Annotated in this window: 22 protein-coding genes and 1 pseudogene; 12 read left to right on the top strand and 11 right to left on the bottom strand. The window is 57.1% G+C overall.

From position 1 onward, the window contains the following. Nucleotides 1-218: 218 nt before the first annotated feature. Nucleotides 219-782 (bottom strand): DUF502 domain-containing protein, encoded by a 564-nt coding sequence (locus tag AC6RUA_RS17970; protein ID WP_499816019.1) that lies wholly within the window; start codon nucleotides 780-782, stop codon nucleotides 219-221. 574 nt (nucleotides 783-1356) lie between these two features. Here AC6RUA_RS17970 and AC6RUA_RS17965 point away from each other — a divergent pair. Next, nucleotides 1357-1652: pseudogene (locus AC6RUA_RS17965) on the top strand (FAD-dependent oxidoreductase); the annotation flags it as partial. A 177-nt stretch (nucleotides 1653-1829) separates the two neighbouring features. On the opposite strand, the gene AC6RUA_RS17960 reads toward AC6RUA_RS17965, so the two are convergent. Further along, entirely contained in the window at nucleotides 1830-2255 is a 426-nt protein-coding gene (locus AC6RUA_RS17960; protein ID WP_499816018.1) for a hypothetical protein, read from the bottom strand. A 338-nt stretch (nucleotides 2256-2593) separates the two neighbouring features. Between AC6RUA_RS17960 and AC6RUA_RS17955 the strand changes: the two genes are divergently transcribed. Continuing rightward, nucleotides 2594-4513 carry a two-component system sensor histidine kinase NtrB gene (locus AC6RUA_RS17955; protein ID WP_499816017.1) on the top strand — a complete coding sequence of 640 codons (1920 nt, stop codon included), beginning with the start codon at nucleotides 2594-2596 and terminating at the stop codon, nucleotides 4511-4513. A 224-nt stretch (nucleotides 4514-4737) separates the two neighbouring features. Beyond that, the gene (locus AC6RUA_RS17950) at nucleotides 4738-5049 is read left to right on the top strand and encodes a HalOD1 output domain-containing protein (protein ID WP_499816016.1); all 312 of its coding nucleotides are present in this window, start codon (nucleotides 4738-4740) and stop codon (nucleotides 5047-5049) included. A gap of 52 nt (nucleotides 5050-5101) precedes the next feature. On the opposite strand, the gene AC6RUA_RS17945 is transcribed toward AC6RUA_RS17950, so the two are convergent. After that, nucleotides 5102-6478: an ATP-binding protein gene (locus AC6RUA_RS17945; RefSeq protein ID WP_499816015.1), complete on the bottom strand. Its 1377-nt coding sequence runs from the start codon at nucleotides 6476-6478 to the stop codon at nucleotides 5102-5104. Between the two features lie 413 nt (nucleotides 6479-6891). Here AC6RUA_RS17945 and AC6RUA_RS17940 point away from each other — a divergent pair, with 413 nt between their 5' ends. Together AC6RUA_RS17940 and AC6RUA_RS17935 are read left to right on the top strand one after the other, a co-directional pair. Beyond that, nucleotides 6892-7824, top strand: coding sequence for a sensor histidine kinase (locus tag AC6RUA_RS17940; RefSeq protein ID WP_499816014.1), 933 nt, complete (start codon nucleotides 6892-6894; stop codon nucleotides 7822-7824). Between the two features lie 1161 nt (nucleotides 7825-8985). Further along, nucleotides 8986-9648: an RAD55 family ATPase gene (locus tag AC6RUA_RS17935; protein ID WP_499816013.1), complete on the top strand. Its 663-nt coding sequence runs from the start codon at nucleotides 8986-8988 to the stop codon at nucleotides 9646-9648. Between the two features lie 796 nt (nucleotides 9649-10444). On the opposite strand, the gene AC6RUA_RS17930 is transcribed toward AC6RUA_RS17935, so the two are convergent. Both AC6RUA_RS17930 and AC6RUA_RS17925 read right to left on the bottom strand, forming a co-directional pair. Further along, nucleotides 10445-10873 carry a TRAM domain-containing protein gene (locus tag AC6RUA_RS17930; protein ID WP_499816012.1) on the bottom strand — a complete coding sequence of 143 codons (429 nt, stop codon included), beginning with the start codon at nucleotides 10871-10873 and terminating at the stop codon, nucleotides 10445-10447. 372 nt (nucleotides 10874-11245) lie between these two features. Next, the gene (locus AC6RUA_RS17925) at nucleotides 11246-11518 is read right to left on the bottom strand and encodes a helix-turn-helix domain-containing protein (protein WP_499816011.1); all 273 of its coding nucleotides are present in this window, start codon (nucleotides 11516-11518) and stop codon (nucleotides 11246-11248) included. 582 nt (nucleotides 11519-12100) lie between these two features. Here AC6RUA_RS17925 and AC6RUA_RS17920 point away from each other — a divergent pair. The 4 genes from AC6RUA_RS17920 (at nucleotide 12101) to AC6RUA_RS17905 (ending at nucleotide 13729) form a co-directional block, all read left to right on the top strand. Next, nucleotides 12101-12370 (top strand): hypothetical protein, encoded by a 270-nt coding sequence (locus AC6RUA_RS17920; RefSeq protein ID WP_499816010.1) that lies wholly within the window; start codon nucleotides 12101-12103, stop codon nucleotides 12368-12370. Between the two features lie 124 nt (nucleotides 12371-12494). Next, the gene (locus tag AC6RUA_RS17915; RefSeq protein ID WP_499816009.1) at nucleotides 12495-12764 is read left to right on the top strand and encodes a hypothetical protein; all 270 of its coding nucleotides are present in this window, start codon (nucleotides 12495-12497) and stop codon (nucleotides 12762-12764) included. 33 nt (nucleotides 12765-12797) lie between these two features. Beyond that, entirely contained in the window at nucleotides 12798-12971 is a 174-nt protein-coding gene (locus AC6RUA_RS17910; protein WP_499816008.1) for a hypothetical protein, read from the top strand. A gap of 431 nt (nucleotides 12972-13402) precedes the next feature. Next, nucleotides 13403-13729, top strand: coding sequence for a hypothetical protein (locus AC6RUA_RS17905; RefSeq protein ID WP_499816007.1), 327 nt, complete (start codon nucleotides 13403-13405; stop codon nucleotides 13727-13729). A gap of 12 nt (nucleotides 13730-13741) precedes the next feature. On the opposite strand, the gene AC6RUA_RS17900 is transcribed toward AC6RUA_RS17905, so the two are convergent. Genes AC6RUA_RS17900 through AC6RUA_RS17890 form a run of 3 tightly spaced genes read right to left on the bottom strand, consistent with a single transcriptional unit; the run spans nucleotide 13742 to nucleotide 14779 of the window. After that, the gene (locus AC6RUA_RS17900; RefSeq protein WP_499816006.1) at nucleotides 13742-14104 is read right to left on the bottom strand and encodes a hypothetical protein; all 363 of its coding nucleotides are present in this window, start codon (nucleotides 14102-14104) and stop codon (nucleotides 13742-13744) included. 19 nt (nucleotides 14105-14123) lie between these two features. Continuing rightward, nucleotides 14124-14537, bottom strand: a complete 414-nt coding sequence (locus AC6RUA_RS17895) for a type II toxin-antitoxin system VapC family toxin (protein WP_499816005.1) — start codon at nucleotides 14535-14537, stop codon at nucleotides 14124-14126. 2 nt (nucleotides 14538-14539) lie between these two features. Further along, on the bottom strand, nucleotides 14540-14779 hold the full coding sequence (locus AC6RUA_RS17890; protein WP_499816004.1) for an AF_0619 family ribbon-helix-helix protein: 240 nt from the start codon (nucleotides 14777-14779) through the stop codon (nucleotides 14540-14542). Between the two features lie 125 nt (nucleotides 14780-14904). On the opposite strand from AC6RUA_RS17890, the gene AC6RUA_RS17885 reads away from it, so the two are divergent. Further along, complete coding sequence (locus tag AC6RUA_RS17885) at nucleotides 14905-15123, top strand: DUF7010 family protein (protein ID WP_499816003.1); 219 nt, start codon at nucleotides 14905-14907, stop codon at nucleotides 15121-15123. A 186-nt stretch (nucleotides 15124-15309) separates the two neighbouring features. Here the strand turns inward: AC6RUA_RS17885 and AC6RUA_RS17880 are convergent, their stop codons facing one another. The 3 genes from AC6RUA_RS17880 to AC6RUA_RS17870 all read right to left on the bottom strand — a co-directional run bounded on the left by AC6RUA_RS17880 (nucleotide 15310) and on the right by AC6RUA_RS17870 (nucleotide 20056). After that, nucleotides 15310-18678: a hypothetical protein gene (locus AC6RUA_RS17880; protein WP_499816002.1), complete on the bottom strand. Its 3369-nt coding sequence runs from the start codon at nucleotides 18676-18678 to the stop codon at nucleotides 15310-15312. A 391-nt stretch (nucleotides 18679-19069) separates the two neighbouring features. Beyond that, nucleotides 19070-19519 (bottom strand): toxin-antitoxin system TumE family protein, encoded by a 450-nt coding sequence (locus AC6RUA_RS17875; protein WP_499816001.1) that lies wholly within the window; start codon nucleotides 19517-19519, stop codon nucleotides 19070-19072. Continuing rightward, nucleotides 19520-20056 carry a DUF7342 family protein gene (locus tag AC6RUA_RS17870; protein ID WP_499816000.1) on the bottom strand — a complete coding sequence of 179 codons (537 nt, stop codon included), beginning with the start codon at nucleotides 20054-20056 and terminating at the stop codon, nucleotides 19520-19522. Nucleotides 20057-20774: 718 nt separating this feature from the next. On the opposite strand from AC6RUA_RS17870, the gene AC6RUA_RS17865 reads away from it, so the two are divergent. Both AC6RUA_RS17865 and AC6RUA_RS17860 read left to right on the top strand, forming a co-directional pair. Then, a complete protein-coding gene (locus AC6RUA_RS17865) occupies nucleotides 20775-21986 on the top strand; it encodes a Cdc6/Cdc18 family protein (RefSeq protein ID WP_499815999.1) in 1212 nt (403 codons plus the stop codon). A 764-nt stretch (nucleotides 21987-22750) separates the two neighbouring features. After that, nucleotides 22751-22912, top strand: coding sequence for a hypothetical protein (locus tag AC6RUA_RS17860; RefSeq protein WP_499815998.1), 162 nt, complete (start codon nucleotides 22751-22753; stop codon nucleotides 22910-22912). Nucleotides 22913-22991: the final 79 nt, after the last annotated feature.

Raw genomic sequence — 22991 nt, 5'->3', positions numbered from 1 at the left:
TCGCCTGCCTACCTATACCGGAGGTTGCATCACAAATAGTATCTACCAATAGGATTTCAATAGAGCCTACGTGACTAATGTCGCAACCGTCAGTACGCCATTACCCTGAGAGACGTGTGCTCGGCCATACAAACTTACATCGACAATCTTTGGCGACTTCGTGATTCCTCGTAGAAAAGACGTAGACTCTTCACGTCCAACCGGTCACTATGCTTGGACTACCGATCGGGGTCCTTTGCATTACCGAAGCCACAGCTAAGCAAACGAACGAGAAGGTCCATCACTGTCTCATCCGTTTCGATAAGCTGATCTGGATCGACATCAGCGACAAATCCCGACGTAATGTCTGGTGCGCCCGGAATAAAAATTACATCTCGTCCATCTGATGTTTGATGACCCGTTTTGAAGGCCACCAGCCGACACCCATCCCATACCTCGATCTTTACGGGGGTCAAGACTGCTCTGGAACGAGAGAGGATTGTTTCTAACGTCGTTTTGACTGCGTTGTAGATCACCCGAATGATCGGAAATCGATTCATAAGATCATCGATTACGTGATCTATTACCCGACCGACTGCAGTCCGCATGAGGTTCCCCAGTAAAAACACTATTAGTAGGAATATCACCAATGCAAGACTGGCCCTGAGAAGTGGTGGCTCAATAAACGCGACCAGTGGGAGGGAACTCAGAAGCGAGTAGATCCACCATGCGCCCGCAGCGAAGAGGAGGAGAGGAGTTACTGTTACTAGCCCCTCAACAAACACTCGTCGAAGTGAACTCATTTGATATTGTATTAAATATTCGTCAATTCTTTCTATGGTCGGTCTTACTTGATCTCATCAAGTCGGCTTTCATACAATTGGATCAGAAATACAGGTATGATGAAGCGCTTAGTTACCCTCATTCCGCTGTTCCCCGCCTGCGAGTGGGAGGACGAACTCCCAGAAAGTCCACACCATACTACTGCTGAAGAGAGTCCAGAGGAGAATGCTTAACGTAAGTAGAAGTGGATGCTCAATAGCGAAGCCAGCGGTAAAGTAAATAATAAGCGCACTTACAAACCCAATCCCTGCATACACGAGGATCTTCGTTGAATACAGGGATTCAGAACCTCGTTTATTGAACCACTCTAACCCGCTCATTCGTCATCCACCGTGGATTTCCCACACTTATCAACTTGTTCGTTTTTGTGCACTCGGCTCTGTTTTTCTTCCGTGTTGTGTCAGTTCACTACGATGGCCATGGCCCACATCGCCGACCAGTTCCGAGATGTTATAATGTCGATATAATGACGGTTCTCCGACGCAGCGTATGTCCAGAAGGGAACATAGCGCTCCAGTACTGAGATAGTACACAATGTCAAATCAGTATGACGTTATCATCGCCGGTGCGGGGCCGGCCGGAGCACAGTGCGCGAGAGACCTCGCCCAACGGGACTACGACGTGGTCGTGCTTGAGTCAGGGTCTGAGGATGAGTTCCCGCGGCAATCCAACAAGTCCACGGCGGGTACGTTCCCGTCGATGATGAGTACGTTCGGGATTCCCGACGACCTAGTGATACAGTTCACTAATACGGTCTACTTAAGCCTCCGAACGAGCACCTCGCGAAACAGCAGCCGGGCGCCGTCTTAGTGTTCGCGGACTTCAAGAAATTGAGTTGTGCAACGGTGAACTGCGACCCCCCATCATCGAGCGTTCCGAACGCCTGGACGAGGTTGAGTAGTAGTGGATCAATGAGATCTATCTTATGGACCGTGATCTCCCCCTCAATTCAATCGAGGATACGTGGTGAAGCGTTCACTGTTCGTCTGCCGGGAGTGTCAGTGTGATCAGTTCAGGAGGCATGCTATCGATGGAACACAGTCGTAGTGTTTGGAGTATAGACTTTGCCCCGTGTTAACATAAAAATCCGAGACGATCAACCGGGTCTTCGAGGGGTTGACGAGAGTGACATCGAGGTGCTCGTCGAGTGTGTCGTAGATAGTGAAGTAGTTGCCAGTCGCTTCGATGGCGGCCTGATCGCCAGCGTACTGTTCTGCGAGCTCGCCGAGAGCGGTGTTGTCGAGACGGCGTTCGTGCGTGACGGTGCCGTCGTCGTCAACGACCGCGACCTGCGATTCGCGTTTGTGGACGTCGATTCCAAGATAATTCATACACGTTGCATCTCCTGTGGGGTGAACCGTGCGTGAAGCGGAAAGACACCTATGCGGGCTCACAGCCCAGTTCTCCGGTTCCTTCGCACGCAGGCTAGTCATGTGCTCGCGCTCGGGACGCTGATCGTATATCAGCCTTTGGCACCCCCTTAGCTCTTCACGCGCAGGGGTCTTAGCAGGATTCTCATGGAGTCATGTGCATCGGAAATCAGGTCTCCGCCGACGCACGCAAGCAGGTGCTTCGTCACCCGAATTACTGCGCCGGCACCCATTGCCGGCGCAAAAATACTCTCTCGACTCGACGGTTGCTTCGGATAGTCGCAAACGTCTCCCGGCCTTCGATCAGTGGGTATCTCTACAGGACTAATCTCTGGAATTATGCCTGAGACGAATAGCGAAAACCGTTTTTTTTCCGGGTCCGAAGAGTCCACTATGAGGAGATGATCCGGGTTCTACACGTCGACGACGATCCAGATGTCGGGGAGTTGACCGCCTCGCATCTGGAACTGCGAGATGACCGCTTCGACGTGGTATCCGAGACGACCGCCAGCGACGGTCTTGAGCGGTTGACTACCGAAGCGTTCGACTGTGTCGTCAGCGACTATCAGATGCCCGGGTTAAACGGACTCGAATTCCTCGCCGCCGTTCGCGAGATCACATCAGACCTGCCGTTCATCCTGTTTACTCGAAGTGACCCCGAAACGGTCGCGAGCGAGGCGTTCTCAGCGGGAGCGACCGACTACCTTCAGAAGAGCAACAGTGGCGGGCAGTATACGCTCCTCGCGAATCGGATCACGAACGCGGTCGAGAGCTACCGGTCTCACCAGCGAGAAACATATCTCGAGTACGTCCACACGATCGTTCGTGAGATCACTCAGACACTCGTCCGTGCATCCAGCCGAGACGAGCTCGAACAGCACGTCTGTGAGATCATCAATGCAGCTCCCTCCGTCCGATTCGCCGCCATTTCGGAGTTCGATCCCGACGGGACTCGGCTCATCCCACATGCGTGGGTCGCTGAGGACACAGATTTCACCGGCCTCGACACAACTGCCGTCGAACCTGCCGACCGGCCGCGGACACCGCATGAAGAGGCGATCGCCAAGCGTGACGTCGCCGTCTCGCAGGATATCCAATCGGATCCCGCATTCGCGCAGTGGCGTGAGACGGTACGCGAGAGCGACATTCGCTCGCTCGTCGTCGTCCCCCTCGCGTACGAGAACACGCTGTACGGCCTCCTCACGATATACGCTGCGCAGTCGCAGTCGATCGACGACGAAATCCGAACGACGCTCCGGGAACTCGGTGAGAACATCGCGTACGCCATCAACGCACTGGAGATGCGGATGGAACTCGCCGAAAGCGAAGCATCGTACCGCACGCTCACGGAAGCAGCGTCGGATGCAATTATCACGATCGACGCATCAACCACGATCGTCTACGCGAACCCAGCGGTTGAACAGCTGTTTGGGTACACCCCCGAGGAGTTGCGCGGATCGTCGTTGAGTATTCTCATGTCGGATCAGTTCGTGGAGCACTACCACGACGTGATTACCCCCTACCTCCGACGGGGCGAACGAGATCTCGACTGGAGTGGCGTCGAACTCATCGGTCAACACAGAGACGGAACCGAGATCCCGCTTGCCGTCTCGTTCGGTGAGTTCGAACGACACGGCCAGCAGTTCTTCACGGGGATCCTCCGCGATATCACCCGACGGAAGCAACAGACGAGGGAGTTACAGCGGCAGAACGAGCGGCTCGACGAGTTCGCGGGGATCGTCGCGCACGACCTCCGCAATCCGCTCAACGTCGTCGAGGGACGGATCGAACTCGCGCAAGAGGAGTGTGACAGCGAGCACCTCGATATCGCTGCGGACGCACTCAACCGAACGGATACGCTGATCCAGGATATCCTGACGTACGCTCGACAGGGACAGCCGCTGGGTGAAACCGAATCGGTCTCGCTCACGGAACTCACAACTCAATCACTGATCGACGATGAGCCCATTCGAGTGGAGACTGATCCGGCGCTTGCCCCGATCGTCGGTGACGAAAGTCGGGTCCGGCAACTCCTCGAGAACCTCTTTCGGAACGCACTCGAACACGGTGGAGACGACGTCACCATCCGGCTAGAGCGGCTTGCAAACGGCTTCGCGGTCGAAGACGATGGACCGGGGATCCCTGTGGAGGAACGGGAGAAGGTATTCGATCACGGCTATACATCGACGGAGGATGGGACTGGGTTCGGCCTGAGCATCGTCGAGACGATCGCCAATGCCCACGGGTGGGAGATCACGGTGACTGAGGGTACCGACGGCGGTGCCCGGTTCGAGATCACGGGCGTCCAATTCGCTCGCTGATCGGCACAGTGTGTATTGATGGTCAGATCTCCACCGCCCCACCTCCTACCCGTCTTGCCTCTCGTGCCACCACTAGTATCGGACTGTCTAAAACTAATCTAATTATGATATCTCGGCGGTTCGTGCCTCTCTCGGCTGTCCTCCATGTCTCGTGATAGGGGTGCCTTCTTCCGGTAGAATTCACTATAAATGGGATGAGATAAGGATGGAAAATTTCTTTGTGTGTGATCCCCAAACAGGGAGACATGACGGCTTTTGTTGTTGACTCAGAGGATACTCCGGAGAGCGTTAGTGTGGCCGTTGTCACGGCGGTCGCTGACGTAATCGAACGTGACCCGATGACGATCGAACCGCTATCTACTGTTATCGACCCCGACGCCTTGGACAGACTCTTCGCGTCAACCGACCCGACGGCGCAGCGAGGCAGCGGCCGAGTGACGTTCCCGCTAGAAGGGTGTGAGGTGACCGTCTACGCGAATGTCCGGCTTGAGGTGGTAGCTCCCGAGACACTTACGCGAGCAGGCGCGAGTGACTAAGAGCCACCACTGGGAGGTCCTGATCGCCGTATCCTCTCGATTAGCATTCTCCTCACTCAAATTGGATATCTGACACCTCGAAGCGAGCCCCACCCGCAGACCCGTCGACTGCCTTGATGTACCAGCCGTGAGCGTTCGCGATCTGTTTACAGATTGCCAGTCCAAAGCCCGACCCGTCAGGAGCGTTCGAATACCCCATCTCAAAGACGTGATCTCGCTCGGCCATCGGGATGCCGGACCCGTCGTCTTCCACGTAGAAGCCTCCCTCATCAAGCGTCCCGACGCTGACGGTCACGTCGTGGCCGGCGTGTTCGACAGCATTCGCAAATAAATTTTCGAGCAACTGCTGGAGTCGCTGTCGGTCCGCGACGAACTCGGTGGTTCCGTCGATAGTCAGTTCGGCCTCGTCCATCTGAACGGTGCGCCACGCTGCCTCGGCTACCTCTGCGAGAGTTACTCGTTCGGGATCAAGAATTCGCTTTCCCTCTTTCGCGAGCGTCCCGAGATGGTCGAGGAGTTCATTCGCCCGGTCGTGCGCCTGCGTGGCCGTCTCGAGATACGAGAGGTCGCCGGTTTCGCGCGCCAGTTCGACGTTTCCCCCGGCGACTTGAAGCGGGTTCCGCAGGTCGTGAGAGATCGCCGTGATCAGCTCTTTCAACTGCTCGTTCTGTTCGAGTAAGAGCTGTTTTTGGTGATGCTCAGTGTTGTCGTGAGTGACTTTCACGTACCCGATGAGTTCGTTGCCTTCGTAGAGCGGCATAATGATCACGTCCGCCCAGAACTCCGAGCCGTCACTACGCACGCGCCAGCCCTCATCTCTGAGACGTCCCTTTGCGGTCGCTTCGAGGAGGTTCCGATCGGGGATGCCAGCTTCCACGTCTTCGTCACGATAGAAGGCTGAAAAGTGCTCACCGACGATTTCGTCGCTCGTGTATCCCTCGATCTTCTCGGCCCCCGCGTTCCACGTCTGGACGTGGCCGTCCTCGTCGAGGAAGAAGATCGCGTAGTCTTCGACGGTTTCGACCAGCAACTGGAACTGCGCTTCGGTTCGCTGGGACATCTGATCACGGGATCGCGTGACCAAATTGCGAATCCGGTTCGCCAACAAGGGATAGTGACTCGTGCCGGGTCGGTCGTGGAGGTAGTCGGTCGCGCCGACGTTGAGCGCTTTCAAAACCAGTTCGTCGCTTCCCTCTCCAGTGAACAGGATAAACGGCAGTTCGGGCCACCGGCTGCGGATGGTTTTGAGCAGTTCGAGTCCGTTCAACCCCGGCACTCGGTAGTCGCTGACGACACAGTCGATCTCGTCGGACGCTTCAAGAACGGTGAGCGCGTCGTCGCCGTTCTGTGCCGCTCGGACAGTGATCTCGCTGTCGTAGTGGTGAATATAATCCTTCACCAACTTTGCGAACGTTTCGTCGGCATCCACATGAAGGACCGTGATATCTAGATTATTCATAGAGATAGTCGTTAATTCCCCGTCTAACTTACGTAACATCCCCGATTCGCCTTCGTAAAGGTTCTGGTTGCATTTGAGTAAGACGCGCCCATATACCGATTATGGGGCTGAGAAGGGGTATACTCCCTCCTTGTATCTAGAGTTAACTCCGGGGATGACTGCACGGAGCGACGTGATACCGAGGAAAGGAAGGTTCATGCTATTTTATTTCTATCATCATTGAGTAGCTATCGATACAGTAATTAGCTTTTATTTCCTTCTAACCATAATGCGAAATTCCCGATGGGGGCTTCTGGCAGGAAACGGGAGGCAACTCATCATTATGCTTGGGGGAATATACTGCAGCTGCTGTGATTTTACCCTTTATACCGATTATAGGAGAAATGTCCGTCGAAATCCGGTTGATCATCTCCTTACTAACGGGTGTTCCTGGTTCAATGCTTTTATATGGCGGATATCGGTTACCGGAGGTGGATATTCATTCTGTCCTCTATGACCGAATTGCAGGCTGGTGTTTCGCTGGAATCGGAGTGATGAGCGGGATCCTCATACTCAGCGCGACCGTTGACGGACTCTCAGATATCGTCCCTAATGCCCTCATTTTTACAGCACTCGGTAGCGGTGCTGGCTTTGGGATCGGTCTTTACGACGCGAAGGCGAGGACGCGAACGCGTGAAGCCGAGCAACGGAGCCGTGAACTCGCCTATCACAACAACCAACTAGAGAACTTTGCGAGATCGCTCGCTCATGAGCTTCGTAACCCATTGACGATCGCTCAAGGATACCACGAGCAGTCCCAGCCTCAAAATACTGAGGCCGCTCAGAAGGTAACGCTCGCCCACGAGCGTATTGAGGTAATGATTGATGAGCTGCTTCATAGCGTTGAACGGTCGAAGGTAAACGTCGAAAATACGCAGATTCCACTCGCAGAGCTCGCTCCGAGAGTATGGGACACTCTACCGATGAAAACGGAGTCGGCAACGCTTCACGTTGAGACTGACCGGACGATCCGAGGAAACCCGATTCACATGGAACAGTTACTGGAGAAACTCTTTGAGAATAGTATTGAACATAGTGAGGGGAGGGTGATTGTTCGGATTGGCGATCTCGAAGATGGGTTCTATGTAGCGGACAACGGGCCTGGAATTCCCGATAGTACCTATATTGATGCGATCAAGGGGGGCTTCGCCCCAAGAAAACACGGGATGGGATTAGGTCTCACCATTGTCAGACAGATCATCGATTTGTACGACTGGAACTGGACGCTCACTGAGAGTGAGGACCGTGGCGTACGCGTAGAATTCACCGATGTGTAGGGCGATGTAATATATGGTGTGATAATCACTCCTTCTGCTTTTCGCCCTTGACGACTTTCCCGAGAACAACCGACGCCGACTCTGGTTCAGAGGTCGTGGTACGCTCCTCGGTGGGTTCTGTCCCGGGGCTTTCGGTGTGGTCTCAGTAGTGCGGTCGTGTCAGCGGCCGGCTCAGTCCCGCTGCTAGTGGTGCTCCGGCGCTCATCGCCGGCGCTTTAGAAACCATTCGAGAGACGCGCTTCTCAGATTCCTCAGCGTGTTTCCGTAGTACGTGGTCACCAGAAGGAACTACCCACCTGACGAGATTCCGCAGATGATGAAGTCCCGCAGATCGCCCTCATCCTGATTGTGCTCGGCTGTCTCTATCTTCCCGCTCCGATCTATCTAAGTTGGGCGGCCACTGCGACAGCACCGCCATCGCACACTTCGCAGGTGTGCTTGGCTGAACCACTCGATCCGGCGAATCAATCCGACCAGAAATAGATCGTGGACCGACACGGCGGTGCGATATCGCTGTTGATTCACCAGGTTTCGGACGTGCACTCGGCTGGTGGTACCGCGCTCCGAATGAGAGACACACCGGACACTCGAAACGGCGATGCAGTCGGGGTCAACGACGGTGAGTGACGCATCGGTACAGCTGACCTCTGAGTGATCGCCCGGAACAACACGTTCGTCTACAACGCGTATGAGGAGGATCAGTACTATCGGCTTCGCCTCAGCGAGGAGGCTCGGTGGTACAGACGGAGTCCGTATCTCTGGATCACGTCGCCAACGTGACCGTGTAGGAAATGCTGTCCGGACGTTCAGGTCGGAGGTTGTCATGGGGTAGGGAGCCGATGACAGGTTGTCGACCGCCCGGACAGCAACGCCCCATTCTCGCACTTGCAGCGAGCGCCGGCGTCAACCGTATGGGGTGATACGCTACCACACTGACTTGTATCCAAGATATAGATATATAATAACTCTTTCGAATGTTTTACTTACCCCGAATGCAGGTCCTACGTGGAGCCATCTACATGGTAGAGGTCTTCTGGCTGGAAGGCAGTTCCGTCGATATCAAGACGGGTGATAGAGGGGGGACGACGAGAGGAGTTCCCGTGATCAGGATTCTCGGGGGATAGACCGAGACGTCGCCTGGATACAAGTAGGTCGCCGAGAGTGAACGTGAACGTAGTCTCAATGACGCTCCCGAATCGACGGTATTCGACCGGCCTCCCTTTCCTTGATTCCCGGCTTGATGGAGGAATTCCGGTCGGGACATTACTCGCGTTGACAGCGCCCGCAACATCACAGGGTGAGCTCTTGATATACCACCTCGCGACTAGCAAGCCGATGCTGTACGTCTCACCGACCAATCCTGCCGAGGTAGAACTCCGGGCCGCGATCGAAGAGACTGCTATTTCGACTCCGATAGCTCTCGACTTCGAGCATGTACCTTTCAAAAAGCTGATTGCTGAGCCAACGCGAGCTCTCGATTGTATCCAAGCGGAATCGTTCGTTGTTATCGATCCGGTTGACCCGCTTGAACGGGAAGAATATGATCAGTATCTCTCGTTCATCAACTCACTGAAATCACGACTTCGCGAAACCGACAGTGTGGGAGTAGTCTACTGTCTCGATACCGACCCACTCCCCGATAGCCGCCGACTCACACTGAAACGCGCCGACTACGTCTGGCAACTCGAACAGATCGTCCTCTCCAGAGAAATCAATACTCGGCTGCTGATTACGAAAGCTCGTAGAGGACGAGCGCTTTCAGAACCCATTCCACTCGTGATTAGTAATCATGTCCGGGTTGATACCAGTCGACGCATCTCCTGAGAGGTGTAATTTGATTTTCAGCAAGGATCCAACGACATATATTTGACCAATCAAGGCTTCCTGACCGGTCCACAGTCTTGTTAGTAGATATTATTAATTGGTGAAAGTAGTGGGGCAGGAGTAGATGTCAAAATTGATAGTTATATCGATATGTTTATATGTACTGTACGTACTATCGATAAGGTACTAACTCGCCCCCAAACAGTATCAATATAACCTATTATAGAAATGCATACGATTCTTGTTCCGATTCGATATCCTCTCACCGAACAAAGCAGACAGACACTTGAATTCGCTGTTGAGTTGGCAAACACCCACAAATCAGCTCATTTGATCGTTCTCCACGTGGATCTATTTCATCGTGGGAAGCGTGTTCGGGCAAACGAGATCAAGCGAGCAATTGGAGCAGTCATCAAACCAGCGACGGCTACTGTTCTTGTCCGACGTGGGTTCATCCTTGAGGACGTGATTCTTGACGAGGCTCTCCACAACAATGTCGACGTGGTCGTTATCGGCGAGAGTCAACATCCCTCGTGGAAACGCTGGCTCAGCCGTGTCCTGGGCCGCGATCACGCAGTCGCGTCCACGCTCGAAGAACAGACAACAGGCCAGCTCGAAGTGGTTGGGTAACCCTCCTGTTTAGCGGTGGAAGTCCGCGGTGTAACCCGCTGATCATCACTCTATTCGAAGGCGAGACTATAGTACGTATAGAGTGGCTATGACGCATGGTTTTGGGCGAATTGAGAATTAAACGAGATTCATCCCCGGCTCTGAGGAAGACTGGATGGCAGAGCAGCTATCGCGTCCGGTCGTCTCGATCGACCACACTCGCAAACGCCACGTTGTCCTGCGTGTGGTCGATTCTGATTGTCGGCTCGTCACCGGGGCGTGCGTCCGGCACGATCACGACGTACCCGCGCTCAACCTTCGCGATCCCATCGCCTTGCTCACCAAGCGATTCGATCGTTACCTCCCGAACCTCCCCCTCTGAGACTGGCGGGCCGGAGGAATCCGAGTCTGAGGGCTCCGATGTGGCTCCTGAGCCGCTATCAGCGTCGTCACCCGCCTCTGAGACGCGGTCAATCAATGCAACTCGACAAATCTCACCCGCCGAGGCAGTGTCGTGTTCGACCTCGCGCTTCGGCACCTCAATGAGATACGAGTCGTCCCGTTCACGAAGTGGTGCAGTGTAGACCGCCTGAAGTGATTGCGGCAGATCGACCATTGGCTATCCCCTGTCTCGGTGGTGAGCGGTTTATCTCCTTGGGTTGAGGGGCGCGTCCGTGAGTTAGAGGAGAAAGAGCGAATAGCCCGTTGTAGCCTTCGGGATACTGCTTGAGGCCCGGGTCCATCTCCAAGCTGGTGAGCTTCACCGACCACCTCTCCACGAGAGGATGGAAGCTATGCATGGAGAGTTGCAGTCTCAACTTCTGTCAGTCCGTGGAAGAGGAGACTACGGCCCGTCTAGAGAGGCCGTGGTGCGTGATCTCGGCCGAATTGTGGAACGTGATTAGACTCAATCCCGGCTCTGGCAGGCGCCTATACTGAACTCGTCAAGGGCAACCCCCAGTTTATCGCTGGCACGGCAGCGCCGTCGCTAATATTGACCGATTTTGGACGAAGGATCCTCGCCGTACGTATCCCGGAATTCCTGAATGAGTTGTCCAGTCTCAGCGTACCATTGGTTGAGCATCTGTTGGAGTTCGTTCGCTATCTCGTCGGGGTCCGAGGCTCGAAACACGTGATGGTAGCCTCCTTTCGGACAGCTCTCCTGTTCTTGTACGGCAACGCCAACTTCTTCAAGCCGTCTGACTGAACGATACGCGGTCGTCCGTTCCCGGTCGATGAACTCCGCGATCTGATCTACCATCGCGTTCGTCTACGGGGTCAAGCGTCTCGGAACGGCGTTGAAGCGCCTCGGATCCCAGGTCGTCTGGAAGCTCTCTCGACGCACCTGAGTCGCTCATTCCTTGCCGACGACGTCGTACCGGACGGTCACGCCGTCGTTCCGTCGTGACCAATCCTTTGTGTGCGAGATGAATCAACCACCGCGGGATCTTCGCGGAGGCCAGCAGCGCGTGCCGGCGGATCTCCCAACACGTGAGCGGTCCATTGAAGGCCAGCGTTGAGCGCACTTCCGGTGGTGCCTCTCGGATCGGTTCGAGGACAGTCGAGCGCTCTTAGAGCACGTCTGTATGGACGGCGGCCACCCCTTTCGGTGTACCGCCGCGGCGTCGCTCAGGTGGGAGGCTCCGTCGCTGAGAACTATGCACCAGAGTGGACCACTTAGATGAACCACCGTGAACTGGAGTGATCCATGTCGGCGCCGTTGTCCGGTTCGTCGCGAATCACAGCGAACCACCCATTCACCGAGCCGACGTCTATCCGCTTCCGACCGGCCGACGGCCCACTCGATGAGTTCATCTTCGGTCGGCGCCAACCGGCACCGCCAGTGAGCAACCACATCCGAGTCGATCCTGACGCGCCACTTGCGCGGCACATCAGACGGATCGCACGCGCCCACACCAACGACAAGCAGCGCGGCGCCCCGATCAGCGAGTTCCATCGTCTCCTGCCCGACCGCTTCGAGACGGAGTCCGTCGACGGGCGGGATCGCCTCGACGCCGAGCTGACGGCCCTCGTCGCGGACGAGATCCTCACCCGCGACGACCACGACGGAACGACCTACTACCGCCTCGCATCGGAGGTCAACTCGGGGTAGACAGTATCCGAAACGTCAGCCAACCCGCGTGAGGAGCGAAGTCTGAATAGCCGGTTCGGCTGCCTCCATGGCTAAACTCGCCTCTTAGTAGCACTTTGAATACCGGTGATATTTAATGGCGACTATGAGCGACCACACGCGGCTCCCGGCCGACGCGCCGCCCTCGGATCACCTCCAGCGGACCGCACACATCCACACTGCTAACCGCCAACGCGGCGCGCGGATCACTGATTTCGTCCGCACGCTCTCGGGTCGCTTCGACCTCGCCACCACCGATGGTCGAGACCGCCTCAACGCCGAGGTCGCCACCCTCGTCGAGGACGAGATCCTCATCAGCGACGACCACAACGGGACGACCTACTACCGGCTCGCGTCGGACGTCAACGGGACATAGACAGCTGAAGAACCACCACTACGGGACCCTCCGATGAGCAGGCTCCAGACGGCCGCATACTGGCTCGGTGCTGTACTCATGCTCGCTGTCGTCGCGCTGTACGCTCGGGGGTTCCTGTCCGCTTCGGTCGATCTCCCGCCGCTCGAGTGGACGGTGCTGCTGCTCCTGATTAGCCTGTTTCTCTTCGGCTGGGGAGACGAGACGTAGAACGCCGGCCCCCCACACCAGTGTTTCCGGAGCTATCCTTCGAGAACGATGCTCAGTCGACATTCTCATTAATGAAGGTATCAGTATCCAAGTAGATGCGCGCGTCGGTAGGACTTAGTCAACCCTTCAGCGGATCCCACTCGGCGCTGCATTAGGCCCCAGGCCACAAGTTGGACGGTGGGGCGAGGCTTCGTCTCGTATATTGGTTATCTATTCGCCATTAAGGATTTTAATTTTACGGGTTGTTGTCCCTGTGGGGCTCTACCCGGAGACCCAGTAAAAGGCGCCACCACTCCCAGCCGGCAAGCGACCATGCCTATCAGTCGGTCGGAGCTTCCGGCGCCTTCACTTCTGAACGACGTCGTACCGACTGGTCTCGCCGTCGTGTTCCTTGGCGACTAGCCAAGCGTGCGCGAGATGGATGATCCACCGTGGGATTTCGGCAAGGGCCAGCAGTGTATGTCGGCCGACCTCTCGGCGACCTGGAGGACATCCACGAGTTGATCGCCGACGAGGAGTACAGCGGGGCGGTCACAAAGACCGACGAACGCGACGAGGCGCTGCTCACCATCTACGCACGCTACGTGACGACGAAGATCTGTCGAAAGACGAGATACATGCGATGCACAGTGGTGGTGGCTTGGACGGAGGACTGTCGTCTCGACGTGGTACGAGACACCTATTTCGAAGGAACTCAGGAAGCTCCCCGGTGTCGAGCCGCCGTCGCCGGGGTCGCGTGGATGGAAGTCGACAGGTGAGGTTAGTTTGGCCTAGTAGCCTTCTGAGTCTCGGACGACCTCTGTAAGCGTCTGAATGAGATCACGCATCTCCTTGTCGGCCGAAGATGGGCCGTAGTAGAAGGACTGTCCCTGAGAGCCAGTTTCAACGATCATCAGAACCTGCATATGACTCCCGAGATAAGTCTCGTACTCGGAATCTCGGATGCGGCCTGGTCGGAGGTTGTGGGCCTTTTCAGAGAGGCAAACGAACCAGTCTTCCTTACTGATGCTATCGTGAATCTGGATCTCGATCGTCTCGTCTGGATCGCCTGTCCCCTCTGTGGTGATATGGGGGTAATAGCCTGTGATGCGCAGCGAACGTTCTCCGTTATCAGCGGGCGGTGAGTTGGACATGTTGTGTGGTGCCGTTTTGCTATAGCTCGGTCGGTCGGATGACGGTGAGTTCGTCCGGAGCGTGGTCGATGATTCTCTGATCGTCGGTCACCAAGTCGAGGTCCCGATTTAGGGCTGTCACGACATACGCACAGTCGTAGGCGCTGAGACCGAGATTCCATGCCGTTTCGTAAACCTGCTCGTTAGGGAGAGTGAACGAGGAGACGCCCATCTCAGTCCGTAGGCCATCGATCTGGTTGACCATCTTCGCTCCGGTCTCCCGAGAGATCATCTGGCGGTGAGCGGCCATCTTCCAGATGGCGTTTGTAGTCTCGTAGAACATCAGCTCGATCGTCTGCTCGCCGAATAGAGCATCGTAGTTCGCTTGATCGATGAGAGCTATCACCGCGTTGGCGTCGAAGAGGAGGGAAGACGACGAGGGAGAGGCCGACACAGTTACCGATCCTCGAGGTCGACGTCGCGGTCCTCGCTAATGGTCTCGGCGATGTCTTCGCTGGTGACGCCGGCCTCGCTCAGCGCCCCCTTTAGCTCCTCTCCTTTTTGCTTGATCGCCTCCCGTCGTCGCTTTTGTACCTCGTTCTCCAGCGCCTCACGGACGACCTTGCTGGTGTCGATCCCGTGTTCGTCGATCTGGCGCTTCAGATCGTCGTCGATCCGGGCGCTTACTGTAGTCATACTCTATAGTACTACTCCAATGTATTACGTAAGTCTGGCGGTGAACGGATTAACCAACATCTCCGACACCGAGCGGCGGTTGGTTGGTTAAGACGCGGCGGCTCCGATCAGCGACCCTCTCTAACGTGAATTGGTTCTACCCAGCGTTCATAGTGATCGTCGGGGCGCACTATCTCCCATCCGCCTTCCTGTATGGGATGCGAGAGTACGCTCCGTTAGTAGCCGTATTGATCGCTGGGGGTGTGACAATCGGATACGTGCTACCGGATACATTCAGCATCGGCGGGTGGTTCGGCGGTGCTGTCCTCCTGCTGTTCGGAACGATCGTCTGGCGTCTCCACTAACCTCGAGAAGTCACTTCTTCTGAAACACATGTTAGGGCCCACTTCTTGGGACGATTTTACTATCTATCAGCTACCGATCCGATCCTTCCTCCCTACAGGAGAGCACGGATGGCCGGGTCGAGCGCCACCCCTGTCCGTCCGCACCGGCCTATTAGGAAACCGGCCGTGACGGCGCTGTAACTCCTGCTATTGGAGTCCCCCTTCCGGCGAGTTCGTTGGGTCTATTCGCCCTTGTACGTCAAACCTCTCGAAGATGATGGGGATCCATTGGGAAGCACGAGGACATTCAGTGATGGTCGACCGTATCCGGCGCTGTACCGCCACTTTCACACCGGCACTACAATGGATAACTGATAGCGCCTGTGTGAAAGTAGCCGCCGAAACACGATAGGGGATGCCGCGGCGGTGTTCGTACTCGCCCGCCGTCACCAATCCGATCTCCTCGAGGTCGTCGACCCACCGACGGACCGTCATCTCGGAGACGTCCATGCCGTGATACCGTGCGAGCCGATGGAACTCACTGATTCGAAACTGCGCCTCCCCCTCGGTCGTCTGTTCACCACCGACGTGTTCGACCAGGTTCTCAGCGCGGAAGCCGTCAGGAGCGTCACGGCCGGCGACCGCCGCTTCGACGTGCTCCGCTAACTCCAGTGCGCCGTCAGCGACGGGCAACAGCGTCCTAACGGGGTCGGCGAGTTCGGCGAACGAACATACTTCGTCGACCGGCAACTCGGTCGGGACGTTCGTCAGCAGATATGCGTGCTTCGGCTTGTCGGCGAGGAGCGCCCGGATCCGATGTACCACTTGGACGAGTTCCTTCTCGCGTGTCTCGCGGAACAGCTCACCGACGAGTCCGGAGTAGTGTTTCGTCGGGACGGCACACCCCCGTCCCTCTTGATCCTCGTATTCGAGCGAACGATACACCGGCGGGTTCGGTGCGTCATGCCGCGTTGAGTACTCCGTCCCACCGGCATCGATCGCACACCCCTGCGTCAGCAACTCCGCATCGCGACGGAGCGCCTCGACGTTTGGATGCGGCGCGCCGATGCACACGACTGCATCACACTCGGTGAAGTTCAGCCCGCGGACGGCGTGGTAATGTGCGACCGCTGCGTTGTTCGGGAAGTCGAACAGCGAGAGGAGGCGCTTTGTGGCGACGTACAGCGGTCGCTCGTGCCACTCGGCAGTGTGGGTGATAGTCTGCTGAATCCGCTCCTGTGCCGTCTCGCTGGCCCTGATCGTGGCTGCGTGGTACTGCCCGTCGAGTACCTGCGTGGTGTAGAGGTTCGGCATGGCGAGCGGCTCGTCGCCATCGACGCGGACGGCCGCCTGGTCGACGCCGTAGAAGGCCGCGACCTTTGCGGGCGTCGCGGTTGCGTCGAGCACCAGTGGACGGTCGGGCAGCTCACTCGGTGTCGGGAGTGTCTCGACGACCAGCCCCGCCGCATCGGGACTCCGTGCGCTGTCGTCCGCGACGCGTTCGACGTGGACGGTGATGCGGGCCGGCTCGTCATCCGGTGTGACCAGGTGGCCGTGTTCTTCGTCCCAGCCACAGCCGCCGCCGGTTGCACAGCACCGCCGGCCCTCCATGTGGACCAACGGGCTGGCACAGTTTGGGCAGGTGCCGTCGAGGATCGCCGGCGCGGCCGCTGCCTGCCGGCACGCCGTCTCGTCGAGCCCTGCCTCCGCCGCAGCGGCGAGTAGCCCATCGATCGAGAGTGGTGCCCCGGTCCACTCATCGTCACGCATCCGCTGGAGGATCGTCTCGCCGTAGGTGAGCTTCGTCTGGGCAAGCGTCTCGGCGGGATTTTCGCGACGGACGACGTGGACCCGTTCGGTTCGATATCCCTCGGCGGGCATCCCGACGTCAACTCGGCGTCGCTCTGTCTCCACATCTTCGGGGTCGATATCTGTCGGCAGGTCGTCGGGGTTCACCTCGATTGTCGTCTCGGTGAGCTCGTCGTCAGGGATCTCCGGCGGGTCGAGGGCCGCGAGTGTGTCGGGAGCGGCGGAAGCGCAACTGACGATATCGCGCACCTCACCCGCAAAGCGCGCCAGGTTACACATGAAATCCGGTGTGTGGGGGTGGTCGCTGATTTCGGCGAGTGCGTTCGTGAGTGCGGTGAGGTCCGCGACGGAGAGCCGGCGCTGGTCTTTGAGTGAACGTGGTGTCTCGTCGACGATCACGTCGCGGTCGGGGCCATCCTTGATGTGCTGCACTGTCTGAAGCGTCTGGTAGTCGTGCACGCCGACGAGTCGGTCGGCACGGCCGGCCACGTCGAACTGGTTGAGCCACGCACAGCCGCCGTCCTCGTCGTGGTCAGGTAAGTCACTGAAGACGAGGTGTGCCCGACGGTGGCCGAGTTCCGCCGCGAGCGCCTCGTAGCGCTGCCAGCGGTCGTCATCGGCTGGCAGGTCGTAGATGGGGCACATCGACGGACAGTTCGCTCTGTGACCGTGCGTGGGGCACTGCTCGTCGGCGTGGTCGGCGTCCATGCATGTCGGCTCGCGCTTCTGGGCGCCGCCTTTGAGATGGAAATAGCCGTCGGGGGCCGGCTCGTCAAGCGTGAATTCGCGTGCTTTGCGATGGTTCTGGAACAGCATTGCGTGCGGTCGATCGCGTGCTGCGGCTGTCCGGGTTGCCGTGGTGGTCTTGCCGGCGCCCGCTTCGTCGGCCCAGATGGTGAGTTCCGAGTCGAGGAAGTCGTCATAGCGGTCGGTCCGCATCGCCTCTCGGCGCTCGTCGGGGTCGAACGGTTCTCGGTTGACTTGTGGTGGGGTACACTCTTCGACGCTGTACTGGCGGTACGTCGTGTCAGTGTCGTCGGCGTCGGTGAGGCCGAATTCGTCGCGGACGGCGGCGAGTGTGTCGCGGTACGCCTCATCGGGAAGCCACACCCGCCCGTCGTCGTTGCGGGTGGCCGCCTGATCGGCCACGATGTCGTAGTCGACGGCAGCGTACGCGAGTGCGCGCGTCGGGATCTGGTCGGTGGCCGCATCGATCAGTCCCTCCTCGAGGGCGAACGCCCACGCGACGAACACCTCCTTGTCGGAGAGGCGTCCATGCGGGTCGCGTGGCTCTCGCTCGCCGGTGCGACACAGTAGGAAGGTAGTCGGGTTGTACGAGACGCCGTATTTGTAGTCGACCGCGTACGTGGGTCGGCGCACCTCGAAGTAATCGGTCGACCCGCCACCCCCCGAGTGGTGGCCGAACGGGTTCGTCCCGCGGTAGCCCGCCGAGACGTTGGCCACGTCGTCGAACGTCAGACTCCACAGCCCGTCGCCCGTCTCGTCGGGTGGGTCGAACGACGCCCCTTCGTCGATGTGTACAGAGTCCGTCTCGGGACTATCACTCTGGCGGGCTTCGCGTGCCGCCGCGGCGTCGAACGCTGGATGCTGGTTGGCTGGCTTCGCGCTCCGGAGTATTGGGGAGAGGTCACCCCACTCGGAGAGGTAGTCGTTGAGGTCGACTTTGGCGAGGCCGTGCCGTGGGAGTTCACCAACGCGAACGTCGAGGTCGGCACACGCACGACTCAGAAACGCCGCCGTGTTCACACCGCCCTCGACACCGGGGCCGAACTGCTCGATGGTGAGCCGCTGCCAGCCCGTCAGCCCGGCGTCGTTGTCGCTCGTCGTGAGGCTCGTACTCGGTTCTTCGGCATTTTAAATGATGTAGACCGTGTCGACGCCCGCGTCAATCAAGACGGCCGCGAGACGCTCTCTGTCGTTGTGCTTGAACGTGGTTGTGACCGGCGAGAGGCAGGTGTACCCATGTTGGATCGCCGTGATCGCGTCGGCGATCCCCTCCGAAATCTGCTACTGTGATCTGATAGGTGCCAAGCGAGTGGACGACGACTGGCCGACTATCGTGGTAAACTCCGAACAGCTCTCATTGTCCATAGAGGGAGATGGCACAAGCTCGGCCGATCTGTGGGGGTCCACCCGTTTACTCCGGCTCCCTTTCTGCCCAGCGATTATCGATCCGTTGATCGATGGCGGTGAGCACAGTCGCTGTGACGTTGAGCGGATGTGTCGATTCGAGTGTGAGATCACGACACGAATCGCCAGTCGGCGGTTCATGGAAATGAAGCCGGTTGTTGTGGGGATTCGGATGGCAGTCCCATCGGCACTCCCAGCGGTTGTCGACTGCCGTCTCGATATAGTGAAATGAGAAGTCGTCATTCTCGAACCAGCGTACGTCGATCCGCACCGCCTCAACGGTGGACGGATATCGGCCAGTATCTAAGAGCGCACGGAGCAGTTGCGGCTCATAGCTGTCAGGATCGAACTCCGTCGTCGCGACGATTGGATCGTCGGCGAATCGCCGTTCAAGCAGCCGGAGCGTCTGCCGATCCGGCGGGCCTGTTGATGAGTGGTCGTCGGCCGGTGGCGTCATCTATGCCGAGAGAAATCGACCGTCGTTCTGTGCCAACTGTCGTGCGAACTCGTAGAGCCGGATATCGCGGTCGATCGACCGCCACTCACTGATCGCCGCCATCCGGTCGTGGATCGCGTCGTGGTCAGTTCCCTCGAGAACCGAGACCGTCGCCGGGTCTACCGCATCGAATCGCTCCTCGAATGTCTCTCGACGCGCCTCAAGATCACGTACGCGTTCGATGATCTCGTCGACGGTGAGATCATCTGCGATCCGACTCGCTTCCTGCCACTCGAGATAGCCGTCGTTGCGTTCGTAGCGTGCCGGGCGACTCTCCTGGTCGGCATGGACGATCCCCATCTCTGACAGGCGATCGAGATGCTTCTTGGCCGCGTTCGACGAACACCCCGCGGTCTCCGCAATGTCGTCGTACGGAGTTGGCTCGGTGATCCCGAGGATGGTTTCGTAGACCCGTCCAAACGTGTCGGTCTCGTCACGCCACCGCTGACGAACATCGTCAACTGCCGTCTCCGGTGGGGTCGGGTCGAACTCGGACATATGTGTCGCTACGCAACTGCACACAATATATCTTCGCTTCTCTCAACTATCTGTGCAAGTCAGGTGTAGTTTGAGGTGAATGGAGCTTACCTCAAGACAAACCACAAGGTCTTGGCCAGTGATCTCTGTTAGCGTATCAGTATTCAGTCGGGGAGACACACCTCGCACCGAGTGAGTGCGTTTGGTTGGTCCCTCTCAACTCGTTTGCATCCGATTCTATGATGATTACGCGAAGCCGCTCTTAGCTTCTCTCGCGGACAGATATCAGCTTCTCGTCGTTGTGTAGCGAGAGCACAGGGGTACATCGCCGAAAAGCGAAGTCAGTCTATCGACACGATAGAGGCGGTTGACGTAGTCCACCCGGTGGAGGGACACACACCTCGCACCGAGTGAGTTCCGATTCGTCTATCCCCTGCTCAGATTTTCCTGGTATAAAGGAATCCCGACTTATCGCAGATCGTACTTCAGTGCCTGTGAACCGCGTGTTTGTAGTAGTAGTATTGCCTAGTTAGAAATAACTATATATATGGGCACGCTTTCCGGATTCTCCTCCCCCCTCAAATATGCTAGCTCACTCGGTACGAGGTGTGTGTGTGGTCCGAAGGTGAGTATATAAACGGTGGAGAATACGCCCTCTGAAATCTCTCAACCGTGTTTGTTGGGACTCACTCGGTGTGAGGTCGTCACGTTTAACTAACTGGCTCCAGAGACCGTGAGTATGGTTGACACCGACGACATCTTCGGCGGAGGAGAGATATTCCGCCGTCGGGAACTCCTCCGAGTGGGGCACGTACCCGAACTGGATCGAGTCGTCGGACGGGATGACGAGATCACCGAGATGGGACGTGCACTTGGACCAGGGACTCGAGGTGGTCCCCCCGATTCCGTGGTCATCTACGGGAAGACGGGAACGGGGAAGTCACTCGTCTCACGATGCACGACTAGAGAGGCACGACGAAAGGCCGAAGAGAATGGGGCCACACTTCAGCACGCGTATATCGACTGTTCTGACTACACAACCGAGACACAAGCGAGCCGCGAGTTGGCACAGCGACTCCGCGACAACGTCGGTGCGGATCGGGATATTCCGAGAAAGGGGATCGGAGCAGCTACCTACCGAGATATCGTCTGGGAAATGCTCAACGAGCAGGAGGTCGACTCGTTCGTTGCTATTCTCGACGAGATAGACAAACTGGAGGACGACGAACTCCTCCGAAGCCTCTCTCGGGCCAAGGAAAGCGGGAAAGCGGACTGCCACGTCGGAGTCATTTGTATCAGCAACAAAGTCGAGTATAAGGAGCGTCTCGACGAGCGGGTACACTCCAGCCTACAGGATAACGAACTCATCTTCAACCCGTACGACTCGAACCAGCTTCGAGCAATCTTGGAGAACCGTCGTGAAGCGTTCCAAGAGGGCGTCCTCGAAGATGGCGTCATCCCAAAGACTGCCGCGTTAGCCGGACGAGAACACGGGGATGCACGCAAAGCGGTCGATATGCTCTACGAGGCTGGCCGACTTGCTGAGAAGGAAGGGACGGCTTCGGTGACGGAGTCACACATCGACGCAGCACTAACTAAGGCAGAGGTCAACCGAGTAAAGCAACTCATCAGTGGGTCCCCCCCTCACGTGAAGTACATTCTACAAGCGCTGGCGCTGCTCACAAAAAGTCGAAGTGGCACGGCGTTTCGGACCTCGGAGATTTACGATTTCTATCAACGACTCGTGGATCGGGAGGGAACAGACTCGATCTCACAAGACCGTGTGTATCGGCTGCTAAAGGAACAAGCGTTCCTCGGTCTATTAGAAGCGAATCACACAGGTGGAGGAGACTACGAGGGGGCGTACCTCGAACATACCTTAATCAGTGAACCGGAGGTCGTGCTGAGTGCTCTTGAGGACGCGCCCGTAGACACACCTCGCACCGAGTGAGTTCCCCACTTGGACACACCTCATACCGAGTGAGTCTGGACTTCAGGTGACACACCTCAGACCGAGTGAGCGTCTCCCGTTTCGTAGATAAGCCTCTTGCGCCGGGGGAATTACTGCAGCATCTACAAAGGACTCCGAAAACGGGGTATTATTTCGACCATTGACCGAGTGACCGTCCTGATCGTCTAACAGTTCGTGAGATAACCAGGGTCGTTGGTTAACTCCCCATCGATACTACGCTACTCGAGGTTTACGACGCGTTGGCTGCTGTCATCGAGACGATCACGAATATCCACTGGAAGTCGACACCCTTCTTGGTAGAGGATTCTCTCTTCGCTACGATCGCATTCATCCGCATCAAGCCGATCAATCGAGGCAGAATCCTGAAGCAGACGAAATCTACTCTCTGTTAACCAACCATGGTCAGATATACCGGTGTTTGTTGGTTAATCAGAGTCTGCTCGGTGGAGTGTGGCGAGTAACTAGGGACCGCTGCTGTTCGCCTAGAGGACACGTTGTCTCTGGATCGTTCTTTCTGGTTTGTCGAACGACCCCTTAATCGATTGTACTCTAATTGAGGGGAAGTACACACCTCGCACCGAGTGAGCTTCGGACCTACTCACTTCTCAAGCTGGCTTAACTAGACAGTGCTTGATTTTCCGACGATAAACATCTCCCCGGTAGTAAGCGTTCACGCTGAGGGATTACCGACTGTTGGGGAGATAAGCGAAAGAATCAATTGTTGCATTAACAACCATCAAAGCATGTCCCCAGAAACGTGGTTTATCCTCCTCCTCTTCCTGCTCGTGACTGTCCCAGTATTCATCGGCGCTGTTGCGCTCGTAAATCGTGCTACGACCGGTCGTGATGATGAATTGAAGAAACTGGAACAGCGAGTAGAAGAACTGGAATCCGAGCAGGACTGAGCCAACGTACTGAGGAATCCAAGCGATTATCTCTGACGTGCCTGCCTTCTGCCACACAGTATAATATAGCGATATAGGA

The sequence above is a fragment of the Halorarum sp. SLYT50 genome, from assembly GCF_059821265.1.
This window is presented reverse-complemented; position numbering and strand designations above follow the sequence as displayed.